The following is an 11,093-nucleotide window of genomic DNA, read 5'->3' on the forward strand; positions in this document are numbered from 1 at the left end:
ATCGAGCTCATCAAGGTTTACAAAGAGAACCCTGAACTGCTCAGGCGGTGACCCTGCGGCCTACGCCGAATGGATACAATTATCGCGCTGCTCCGGGATCTGTTTGTGTTTATTCCCGAGCAACTGGAGAGATTTTTCAATGAGGAAGCGGTAATTCGATCGCGGGCGCTGACGCGCCAGTTTGACGTCTACATGGCAGCTAGTCCGGTAAACATTCACGGCATCCGCGAAATGCGCGATGAATCCGAGAGAGCTGCCTTTGAGTTGCTCGAGCGAGGGCCAAGCATCTATCAGGCAGCCAACGGAGCCGCACTATTTGTCTTGGCGATATACAAGGTTGTTCGCGTAGATCGACGCGAAAGAGCCCAGTTCCTCGATCAGACGATTGCACGCATGACTGAATGGTTGAGTGATGCACCGGGAATGTTCGGAGCGGCGCTCAAGCAATTACAGAAAATCATCTCTGAAAATCGCGCTAGTCTAAGCCAAATACCGCGAGGTCGAGTTGAGCTTCACCGTTCGGAAGGCAGTATGGATATTGGCGGAGATCCTCCGAGGTCATTGCGAACCAACATCTACTTATATACCTATATCCAAATTGACGAAGTCAATTTAACTCGCTCGCCTATCGACCCCGAAGTGACAAGCGACGGTGGCGAATTGTCGCTTGACGACCGCGTGGTAGAGGAAAAGATTTCTGCCATGAGGGCTCGTATCGATTCACTCTTAAACACAATACGAAGCGCTGAGGCGAACAAGCTCATCTTGGAGGGGCACATCGCGGCCCTGACAGATATAATTAACCAGCTTAGGCAAGCTTAAGTCAGCCGTAGTAATGAGTTGAGGTCTGCCACCGGCTTTCTCGAACGCTTTCCGAGGTCCTCCTCTCCCTCGCCTCCAGGCGTTTGATTATCGACAGCGAGGGGCCCGCTGCTTCCCCAACTTGCTCGAGCGACTGGCAGCGTCCTCCTTTCATTTGCAGCCCCTCCATCCATTGCGCCTAAATTTTCTTGTGCCGAACGGCCGGCTGTCGTACGGATTTCCTGAGATATCTGTACAACTCGGGATTAAGCCCATGTCAGGTCAAGAGAAACGCCAGCGGCGGCCTGCAATCGGTTACACGAGAACGAGTTCAGCGGCGAACGTCGGGGCGGACAAGGACAGCGTGGTTCGCCAGCGGAAGGCAGTCCAGGCCTACGCCAACCGCGCCGGCTACAAGATCGTGGCGTGGTTCGATGACCCCGCCGTTGCCGGAAGCGACACGATCGATACTCGGCCAGGCTTCATGGCCGCCCTCGAAATGATCGCCGGCAATGGCGTCCGGACCATCATCGTCGAAACTGCCAATCGCTTCGCTCGGGACTTGATCGTCCAGGAAACTGGCTGGAAGCGTCTAAACGCAGAGGGAGTGGCACTGATCGCGGCTGACTCTCCCGATCAATTCGTGGACGATACTCCTACGGCGGTGCTGATCCGTCAGATCCTTGGGGCAGTTGCCCAGTTCGATAAAGCCATGACGGTGGCCAAGCTGCGAGGCGCTAGGGAGCGGAAACGCCGCAGGACAGGCGCCAAGGTCGAGGGCAGAAAGAGCTGGGCCGAGCGCAAGCCCGAGATGGTCCAAGAGGCGAAGCGCCTTCAGGCTGCCAATCTTTCCCTGCGCGAGATCGCGGCCGAGCTCGCCAGGCTTGGACACGTCAACGAGAACGGCGCAACATTCTCCGCGTCGTCAGTGAAATCGATGCTGGCGTGAGGACGTTGCGCTGCCTTTGTCCTGCCAGAGCTAGCAGCCGACGCGGCGAGCAATCAGCTCCGTTCGCCTAAACCCTCAGGAAAGGTCTGCCAGCCTTCGATCTTGACCCTTTTTCCGGTTGCGGCCTCGAGTTCTGCGGTTGTCCGCATCACATGCGGAAAGCCGCGCGCCAACTCCCGCCACATAGCTCTTCCGTCTTCTCTGAGAAGCGGATCGGTCATGGCTCTCAGCGAATGCACCCAGACAATCAGCCCTGCCGCAGCCGCGAAATCGCCAGAGCCCTGCAGTTTTTGAACCGTCCGTGAGAAATTAAAGGTCAGTTCGGGGTGCTGGGCTAGGACGGCACCTGGCTGCAGCAACTCAACCCCTCAGTTTCGGCCAGCCGATTGCGCCATTCCGCAGCCGCGATAACCATCATGCCCACTTCTGCGGAATCGAGAGCGGCCAATCGCTGAACAAAATCCGTGATTTCGCGCTTCTGCGCACTAGCGCCCCATAAAGCCAGTTTTCGGGATAGCCAACCCATTTATGAGGTTCCTACTTCCTTGAATGCACGCTCAGCGGCTTTGCACGAGCAGCGGTCCGAAACCATGCCCTGGCAGAGCGTCGTGACGTTAATCAGCGGTTGGCTATCGCTTTCTCTTCCGTAACCTCACCCCCGCCCCTCCGCCGTTCTCTGGAATAAATTCTATACCGGCCTTCTCAAGCGCGGCCACAAGCGCGTTACCGGTCTCCGCTCTCCCGCCAACCTCACCATCCGCAGCCTCCAATCTCTTGACGGTGGGGACTGACACTCCTGACTGAGTGGCTAGATCATCCTGCGACCAGCCGAGCAACGCTCGGGCCGCTTTGATCTGACGAATTGATACTTTTAGTATTGACATCCTACCCGATCCGATGAGATACTTTTAGTATCAGATAGCAAGCCAGCGAGCAACCCAGATGACAAAGAGCACCTTCGCGGTGAACGGCGGAGCTATGCCCAAATTCGACCGCGCAGCCATCATGCGCCGAGCTTGGGCCATCTTCCGAGAAACGTACCTCTATCCGCAGATCAAATTCATCGACATTGGCCGCAAGTGCTTCGCGTGGGCACTCCGGCGAGCTTGGGCTGAAGCTATGCAGAACGCCGTGGTCGCGGCAAAGGCGGCTCAGGCGAAAGCTGAGCGCGTTGAGACGCTGCAAGCACTGATCGGCCGCGCCGCCTACATCGACCACGGGCCTACCTGGCGCGCAACGATCGCCGCCTACCGGGACGAAATCCGTCAACTGCAAGCCACTTGACACCTGAAAACTTCCCGCGGCTCACAACAGGATAATTCCATGACCCACTTAGCTCCGCTCACGCTTTGCGCTCCGGGCGCGTCTCAATTGTTATCGCGTGACCTGATTCCCGCTAGCCAATCTGGCGCATGTCAGCTCCCTCAAACCCAGCCAGAACCTTCCTCGCGCCCGTCGATTTCTTCGAGCGGGGAAGCAATCAACAGGAGATCTATAATGAACATGCTCGTCCGAAGCGCCGCCGTCATTGCCGCAGCTCCCACGATGGCGGCCGCTTCCGCCGACAGCGATCCGGTGTTCGCCGCCCTGGCGGCGCACCGCTCGGCTGATAAAGCATTGGCAGAGGCGTACGATGCTCTAGAGGCGGCTGAGCGTGAACTGAAGAAAGCCGGCGATCTTGAACCATACGTCGAAAGCGTCGGCAATCCCTGGGGCGCTGGAGGATTTCGTTCGACCTCTCACGAGCAGATCGACCTGTACTCCCCAGCGGACATGTACCCCGATCGCAACCGCGCTGAGCATGCTGCGCTTGCTGCGTCGATCGCGCGCCGGGATGCGCGGCTCAATCCGCTGCAAAAGGCGGTGAAAGTTGCAGAGGACGTCGAGCTCAAAGCGCGGTACAGGGTCGATGAGATCGAGCCCACCACGTTTGAGGGAGCCCTGGCCGCGCTCACATTTACACGCAAATACACTCTCTGAGAGCGTAGCGAGGCTCCATGGAGATAACGAAGCGAGGCCCGACCTTGGAAGCAAATCCGACCGGACCTCGCAACCGCGAATCCCGTGCAGGGGAACGTAGAGAAAGATCGTATGGCGGGCTGACACTCGCCTGACGCACCCCTTAACGAAGATTAGGATCTTGCCGTCTTCTCGGGATGACCGATCTTGTCGAGCGCGTCGGCCAGCGTGTTCAGGAACACACGGCGCCAATCACCGGTCGGGTCCGTTGCGATCTGCCGGAGCTCGCGGTCGTCGTCAGGCAGCTCCCAATCATCGAGGGTGGCGACGCAGCGCGTCAAAGCCACGATCCCTGCTACCGGTGCGGATCAGCGTATCCGCATATTTGGCGAGCTCATCTCGTCTGGAGGCGGTGATCTTATCGGCCGCCTCAAATTCAGGACCGTCCAGGAGCTTCGTAGAAACATCCGCCGCCGCGGAATGCCGTTTCGACAGCTCCCGGTGGCGTTCGATGGCTGCGAAAATCGGATCGTCCTTTATAGTCATGCTGGAGTGCCTGAGGTTTGGGCCTATCACGGCCGACAATTCTGCCGCGGCACTTGTGCCCTGAACTGAGACGATTCCTAGGCTTCTGGATGCCCCTTTCCTATTAATCAGGTTTCCTTCATCCCCAATCGCTTCGCGCAATGGCTCTCGGGGACTGTAAAAAGCCGTATGAAGTGGCGCTGCCTGGATCATCAGTCCTACGCCTCCGGCAGATCGCGTCAGGGTGCTCCGGATCGCAGGACCAAGAAATGGCCATTGAGGTTACGGCGATCGCTTACTGAGGAGCGGCAGAAAACTTGTTCGGCGGCATTAGCTTGAGTTCGTAGCATACGATTCTGGCCCCGGTTGGGAGCCTGAATCACGGGGGGTCTGGCCGAACGCAATGCTTCTGGCCCGGTCCCAGCCTCGGCGCTCTTGGACGAAAGCGGATCTCAACCAACCGACAAACTCAGCCGAAATCGTCGACGTCAGGCCCCGACGCGCCGCAAGCTAGTGGTGCAGCGCCGAAGACAGGGCACTTCCGTAGGCAACCTTTTAAATGAAGCTGGATTTATCTATTAATTAATATAGCATTTAATTTATAAATCAGACGGAGACGCCATCACCGAGAGGCCTCGCAACTGCTTGTCAGCACTGAATTTTTTTAAATGTGCCATTTGGGGGTTCATGAGAATGCGTTCTATTGCATCGTGCCCTTTGGCGAATGATCTTCGTATTAGACCTCTTACCGCTTATTGGCGACTTCGCGCCGATGCGCTTGCTCCGTGCACTGCTGGCCCATGGATCGAGATTCTTTGTAATTGCGATGACGCCGGAGCCAGCGATCAATGAACGATATCGTTGATCGAATTTACGAGGCAGCCGTCATTCCTGATCTGTGGATAGATATTCTCGACCGGATTGCCGCCATTGCGCGTTGCGATGGCGGTATTCTGATTGCTGCTGATCCCGATCAAAATGTTCGAGCCGTTTCATCGGACTGCCTTTCGCCCATGCTGCGCGCGTTTATCGATGAAGGATGGATGCGCCAGAACATACGCGCATCGCGTCTCGCGCCTCTGAACTACTCCGGTTTCGTCGTCGACCTCGATCTCGTGACTCCTGAAGAAGCCGAAACAGACCCATTCTACGTGGATTGCTTGCGGAAGTTCGGCGGCGGCGTCGGGACTGGAACTGTGATACCGGCGCCATCCGGCGACCTCATCATTTTCAATATTGAGCGCTCCCACAAGAAGGGCTTTGTAGATCGGGAAGTGCTACCAGTTCTCGATACGTTGCGCCCGCACCTCGCCCGCTCTGCGTTGTTGGCAGTTCGCTTGGGGTTGGAGCGCGCCCGAGCCATGACGGAAACACTGAGCAAGCTGGCATTGCCTGGAGCAGCCCTCGACGCAAATGGGCGAGTTCTTTCCGCCAATCTTCTGCTTGAGCAGATGGGCGCTCAATTCAAATCAGCGGCAGGGGGGCGACTGATAATTTCACATCACCGTTCGCACGATCTATTTCGGGCCGCCCTCGAAGCCCTTGGTGGTCGCGACGCAGAAGCGCGAGCGTATTCGTTTCCTGTCCCGGCCAACGGGGATGGCCCGGCTTGCGTTGCGCATATGCTTCCTGTGCGCCGGCAGGCGCGCGACATTTTTTCCGGCGCGTCGAGCGTATTTGTCGTTACCCCTCTAACCAACGCAAAGGCGCCGCCAGCTCACGTACTCAACGGCTTGTTTGATCTGAGCCCGGCGGAGGCAAAAGTTGCACGCGGCCTCGTGGAGGGCAGCAGCATCGAACAGATCGCCAAGCATAGCAATCTCTCGCGTGAGACGGTGCGCAACCAACTCAAGTCTGTGTTGGCGAAGACGGGAACGGGGCGCCAAGCCGAGCTAGTGAGTTTTTTGACCAGCGTCCACATCGGCCGCAGCTGAAACGCGCGGGGCCTTGGTTGTCGGTGAGCCGTTGGATTGAGCGCCGCGCGGCACAGGGCGGGAATGACCCATTTGGGTCATGGCTTACCGATCAATAAACTGTACCTTCCCGTAGCCAATTATTCTTTCTGAGTTTCCAAAGCTGCGCGTGCAGCATTCAATTCGTAGACATTCCTTTGTGAGGAAGTAATGACGACGTATTGGGTCGAATTTGTATACAACATGGACCGGGGCAATTTCGCTCCTGACGATCAGAATTTTCCGGGAAGCGGTCAGCTGGCCTCGTTTTTGGGCAATCCTGTTTACGGCCCTTCTGTGGATCCGACACCGTACTCGTCCTACCCTTTCGGATACATTGAACAGGCTTACGCAGCAGTGCCTCAAGGGAATTGGGAATTGGTGCAGCAGCCAAACGGGCTCAATTGGCATTTTGAAGAGACCAATATTGTCGAATGGACCTACACGATTGGGATTGGCAATTACTTCGTAGCAGGGAGTCAGCCTGATCCAACTATCTTGGTCGGTCCAACGGCAACTGACAGCGCGACAGAGGCGCAGCCCTCACCATATGAACCTCCCGGTACAAGTCCCGGTATTTTTACTGTTCAATGGACGACCTATGCGTGGGAAGAGATCAATGTAGGGCCGCCCTCAGGGCCAATCGTAAATATTAGCAATGCGCCGACGGTTCACAAGTCGGCATCACAGCCGCAGACAGAAACCTTCACCGTTTCACTATCGTCTCCTAGCAGTGACACAATTACTGTCGACTACGCCACCCATAATGGAACGGCGATAGCAGGAGCGGATTTCCAAGACTCCCATGGGACGCTGACCTTTGCACCGGGACAAACAACACAAACGATTCAGGTTCCCCTTCTCGAAAACCCACTTTCTAGTCCACCCTCCGAACAGTTTTCGGTCGTACTGAGTAACTTGACTGAATCGGGAGGCACGGGCGCCGTCGTCGGTATCAATACGGGATTTGGTGCGATCGACCAGAATACGCTCTTCACCACAGGAGCAGAGACCGTCAATTTCAACAGTCTCACGGACAATCAAGCAGCCGCAATCGATGACGGTGCTGACCTTTACAATGCTCTGGGTGGTGGCGACACCATTACGCTTCCGAATGCTGATCCTGGTGACACTAGCATTGCTATTTCTCTCACGGACAAGACGTTTGATCTCCATCATACTTTCGCAATTGGCGACAGTCCTACTGGAGTGACTACAAACGTTTACGGAAGTAGTGGCAGCTACAACCTAGCACTTGGCGCAGGCGCACAGACGGTTACGATCAACGGCGCAGGTACAACCAAAGTCGCTGCCGGTTCAGGGGTAGATAGCTTTTCGATCTCTGGCGGCGGGACCTTGGAGGTCAATGGAAATCTAGGAGGTGGCTCGGCGACTATCGGCGCTAATTCGACACTAGAATTGAACGGCGCTGACATTGGGACGATTACGTTTGCTGGTACCAATGCAACGCTAAAAATCGACGGGAGCACGACGCCGACGGGCGTGATCTCTGGTTTTACCCCGGGCGACAGCTTTGATATTGCCAGTTTGCCGTTTGATGGACATGGCTATACGATTTGGGAGACGAGCACGAAGACTCTTCAGTTCGTGGACAACGGAGCTGTTTACAATTTCAGTCTATCGCAGCCGATCGTAGGCGGGGTGACTCTATTCTCAGATAAGAACGGGGGGACGGAGATCGCGTACATTTCGAATCCGGCTACCCATTATTCGACGTCACCAGCACCGCCGCCTCCGGCACTACAGACGTTCAATCCTTATAGCGCGGTTGTTCAGCTAACCTACACGGCGCCAGATGGAGACACCGACATTGGAACGGGGTTCATAGTCGGCCCTCACACCATTCTCACTGCCGCGCACGTACTTACACATGTGAAATTAGAATCCCCGTTAGGACCAGTCTCGGGTCCAATAGTAACGATCAACGGCGTTGATATTTCTATCGGTACCTTCAGTACCTTTACGGACCCACAGTATGTTAGCTCAGCGACATTTAACGATCTGAATGAGATTCATGACTTCGGTGTAATCAACACTTCGGTCAATCTTGCCTCGTACGGAATGTTTCAACTGACATCTGGCTTTGCGGCGGGAAGCGTCAATATTACTGGATACCCAGGTGGCCTTGGCCCTCAGTATAACTCTATCCAAAATGTAATCCTTGGCGCCACTGGCTTTCTAGAAGATCCGGGTAATCTTGGCGCAGGTGCTAGTGGCGGTCCGGTCTGGGTGTCCGATGGAAGCTCATCCACAGCTGTCGGTATCTATGTTGGCGTTCCAGATGCTTCTCTACAATTCACCCCAGCTGACATTTCGGAAATACTCGGATGGGAGGCGCTCGGCCTTTCGCTGTCCAAAGTCGCGGAAGGCTACATTTCCGGCGCAACCGTCTTCGCCGACGCCAATGGCACCGGCCAACTCGCCTCCAATGATGTTTCGACCACAACGGATTCAACGGGTAGCTTTTCGCTGAGCGGCGGCTCAGGCCCGCTGATCGCGTACGGGGGCACGGATACATCCCTAGGATTGCAGTTTAAGGGACAATTGTCTGCGCCTGCAGGATCGACCGACATCACTCCACTGACGACACTGCTTACTGATCTTGCTTCAGACTCATTTGCGCAAACGAAGGTTCTTACGGCTCTCGGCCTTTCCACAACTCTAGACCTCACCACATTCGATCCGATCGCTGCAGCGCAAGGCGGCAGTCCCGATGGCGCTGCTGCAGAGGTCGCGGGTGAAAAGGTCTACGACACCGTCTCTATGATTGCGTCCGCGCTCGCCGGAATGGGCGCAGCGTTTTCTCCGAGTCTTCAGGCAGCGTTTTCGTCCCTTGCTTCTGCCTTGGACGCCACAGGCATCAATTTGAGCGACAAGACCGCTCTGAGTGCCCTGTTCACCCAAGTCGCGCAGATGGAGGGCATAACACTCGGGCAAGGCACGGCCGATACCATCGCCTCCGTTATTGCAGCTGGCAACGCCGCACTGGACCACGTTCTTCAGACGGATCAGTCCGGCGCTCAGTTGCTCAGCGATGCCGCTGGTATTGCACTTGTGGAGCAAGGAGCCGCATCGACCGCGATCACGAATGCGGCTGGCAACTCTAGTCAGTTGCAAGTAGTCGCGAACCTATTCACGGGAGCCAATCTTGGGACGCTGATCGCTCAGGCTCAAAATGAAACACAAAGTCCGGGTCAAGATCTAGGACCCATTGCTTTTAATGGTGCTACCTCAACCGACCAGAACACGGTTCTAAAAGCTTCTGTGTCGGCCGTCGATCTGGCGGGTAATGGCATCACATACGCACTGGACGGGACCGCTCCGGCCGGGCTGACTTTCAACTCCGATGGCACCTTCAGTTTCGATCCAGGTACGAACTATAAGTACCTGGCTCTCGGCGAAAGCACGACCATGTCGTTCAAGTTCACCGCTAGTGATGGCCGAGGGACAGCGGGCACCGGAACAGAGACGATAACAATTAACGGTCTGAACGATCCGCCGACACTCGACAGCACTCATACCACAGCGAGTGAGACCATCAACGAACTGCCACATACCACCGGCAGCACTGCGATCGACAAAGTGACCGGGGTTATTGCCTTTACCGATCCTGACCTCAGTCATCGCCCCGCAGCCACTATCGACACCAAGGACGAGACCTTTTCATACCAAGACTCTAGCGGTCATGACTATGCTCTCACCCCCGCTCAGATCGCGACTTTTGAGGCGGCAATCAGCATCCAGCCTGAATCAGGCAACACCAACGCTGGAACTATCGATTGGGTGTTCAGCTTCGCGGACAAGCAGATCGATTTTGTAGGAACTGGCGAGAGCGTGACCGCTACCATTCCAGTCGTCATCGATGATCAGCACGGTGGCACGGTTACGCAGGATGTGGTCGTTACAATTGACGGCGCAAACGACAACCCCGTCGCGGCGCCAGATGGTAACGTTGTGGCTTGGGGGCGCACTCTTAAGGTCGCGGCCGACGAGGGTGTGCTTGCTAACGACAGCGATCCCGACATCCACGACAAACTTACCGTCCAGGCCGTCGATGGTAAAACGAAGGCTGTGGGCCATGCTATCGAGGGCAAATATGGCTGGCTGACCCTAAATGCCGACGGCAGCTATACGTACACCGCGAGCCGCAACCATGACGACTTTGGCTGGTATCACCGCGGGTGGGACGATCGTGGCTGGGACGACCGCGGTGGAATAAAGCAGGACACCTTCACGTACACCGTTTCTGACGGCCACGGCGGTTTGACCACTTCGACGCTCAACATCGTCGTTTTCGAAAAGGGCACCACATACCTATCAGGAGCCAATACAACTCTCACGGCGGCTCATAACGGGCCGTACGTGCTCGATGGCTCAGCACGCGGCGATACGTTGAAAGCTGGCCATGGAGACGCCGTCTTGATTGGCGGTAGCGGCGATACCCTTATCGCAGGAAAGGGCGACGACACTTTCCTCTTCCGACCGGATTTTGGAAACGACATCATCAAGAACTTCAATATTCACGAAGACACGCTGGAGTTCGATCACAGCATCTTCAGAAGTACGCACGACATCTTGGCCCACACGACTAACACGGCAGCTGGTGCGGCTATTTCGGATGGACAGGGCGGCACGGTTACTCTGCTAGGCGTTACAACGGCCGAGTTGCACGCGCATGAGCATGACTTTCACCTGGTTTGATGCAGCTGGCTTATTGATTGGTGGCAAAAAGAGAGTACTTCTAAAACAGGCGCCGAGGTCGCTCGTGGCCCTTCGCTAATTGCACCGCCGCGCGAGCTTGACCGCTTATGTGCTGGTTTTTGGACGCCGGCAAGAAGGAGGCTCCGCAGGGTCAACTGACCGGCGTCCAAAAAGCGCCAAGGCAC

10 protein-coding genes are annotated in these 11,093 nt (G+C 56.2%); 6 read left to right on the top strand and 4 right to left on the bottom strand.

Annotated elements, in window-relative coordinates; translation table 11 throughout:
- Positions 1-69: 69 nt before the first annotated feature.
- Together SO180_RS40945 and SO180_RS40950 are read left to right on the top strand one after the other, a co-directional pair.
- Complete coding sequence (locus SO180_RS40945; protein WP_449384454.1) at positions 70-822, top strand: hypothetical protein; 753 nt, start codon at positions 70-72, stop codon at positions 820-822.
- A 121-nt stretch (positions 823-943) separates the two neighbouring features.
- Positions 944-1,750 (top strand): recombinase family protein, encoded by an 807-nt coding sequence (locus SO180_RS40950; protein WP_449384455.1) that lies wholly within the window; start codon positions 944-946, stop codon positions 1,748-1,750.
- A 53-nt stretch (positions 1,751-1,803) separates the two neighbouring features.
- On the opposite strand, the gene SO180_RS40955 is transcribed toward SO180_RS40950, so the two are convergent.
- Both SO180_RS40955 and SO180_RS40960 read right to left on the bottom strand, forming a co-directional pair.
- The gene (locus tag SO180_RS40955) at positions 1,804-2,109 is read right to left on the bottom strand and encodes a hypothetical protein (protein ID WP_449384456.1); all 306 of its coding nucleotides are present in this window, start codon (positions 2,107-2,109) and stop codon (positions 1,804-1,806) included.
- A 270-nt stretch (positions 2,110-2,379) separates the two neighbouring features.
- Complete coding sequence (locus tag SO180_RS40960) at positions 2,380-2,634, bottom strand: helix-turn-helix domain-containing protein (RefSeq protein WP_449384457.1); 255 nt, start codon at positions 2,632-2,634, stop codon at positions 2,380-2,382.
- 58 nt (positions 2,635-2,692) lie between these two features.
- Here SO180_RS40960 and SO180_RS40965 point away from each other — a divergent pair, with 58 nt between their 5' ends.
- Positions 2,693-3,034: a hypothetical protein gene (locus tag SO180_RS40965; RefSeq protein WP_449384458.1), complete on the top strand. Its 342-nt coding sequence runs from the start codon at positions 2,693-2,695 to the stop codon at positions 3,032-3,034.
- 213 nt (positions 3,035-3,247) lie between these two features.
- Entirely contained in the window at positions 3,248-3,730 is a 483-nt protein-coding gene (locus SO180_RS40970) for a hypothetical protein (protein ID WP_449384459.1), read from the top strand.
- 152 nt (positions 3,731-3,882) lie between these two features.
- On the opposite strand, the gene SO180_RS40975 is transcribed toward SO180_RS40970, so the two are convergent.
- Together SO180_RS40975 and SO180_RS40980 are read right to left on the bottom strand one after the other, a co-directional pair.
- The gene (locus tag SO180_RS40975) at positions 3,883-4,050 is read right to left on the bottom strand and encodes a hypothetical protein (protein WP_449384460.1); all 168 of its coding nucleotides are present in this window, start codon (positions 4,048-4,050) and stop codon (positions 3,883-3,885) included.
- The gene (locus SO180_RS40980; protein ID WP_449384461.1) at positions 4,022-4,255 is read right to left on the bottom strand and encodes a hypothetical protein; all 234 of its coding nucleotides are present in this window, start codon (positions 4,253-4,255) and stop codon (positions 4,022-4,024) included. Before SO180_RS40980 ends, SO180_RS40975 begins: the two co-directional genes overlap by 29 nt.
- Positions 4,256-5,082: 827 nt before the next feature.
- Here SO180_RS40980 and SO180_RS40985 point away from each other — a divergent pair.
- Together SO180_RS40985 and SO180_RS40990 are read left to right on the top strand one after the other, a co-directional pair.
- Entirely contained in the window at positions 5,083-6,168 is a 1,086-nt protein-coding gene (locus SO180_RS40985) for a helix-turn-helix transcriptional regulator (protein WP_449384462.1), read from the top strand.
- Positions 6,169-6,357: 189 nt separating this feature from the next.
- Positions 6,358-10,908 (top strand): Ig-like domain-containing protein, encoded by a 4,551-nt coding sequence (locus tag SO180_RS40990; protein ID WP_449384463.1) that lies wholly within the window; start codon positions 6,358-6,360, stop codon positions 10,906-10,908.
- Positions 10,909-11,093 lie beyond the last annotated feature (185 nt).

This window comes from Bradyrhizobium sp. UFLA05-112, from assembly GCF_053572325.1.

Bases quoted from the DNA above. Each gene is read 5' to 3' on its own strand.
- SO180_RS40960 (WP_449384457.1), bottom strand. From the start codon at position 2,634: ATGTCAATACTAAAAGTATCAATTCGTCAGATCAAAGCGGCCCGAGCG.
- SO180_RS40970 (WP_449384459.1), top strand. From the start codon at position 3,248: ATGAACATGCTCGTCCGAAGCGCCGCCGTCATTGCCGCAGCTCCCACG.
- SO180_RS40980 (WP_449384461.1), bottom strand. From the start codon at position 4,255: ATGACTATAAAGGACGATCCGATTTTCGCAGCCATCGAACGCCACCGG.
- SO180_RS40965 (WP_449384458.1), top strand. From the start codon at position 2,693: ATGACAAAGAGCACCTTCGCGGTGAACGGCGGAGCTATGCCCAAATTC.
- SO180_RS40985 (WP_449384462.1), top strand. From the start codon at position 5,083: ATGAACGATATCGTTGATCGAATTTACGAGGCAGCCGTCATTCCTGAT.
- SO180_RS40945 (WP_449384454.1), top strand. From the start codon at position 70: ATGGATACAATTATCGCGCTGCTCCGGGATCTGTTTGTGTTTATTCCC.
- SO180_RS40990 (WP_449384463.1), top strand. From the start codon at position 6,358: ATGACGACGTATTGGGTCGAATTTGTATACAACATGGACCGGGGCAAT.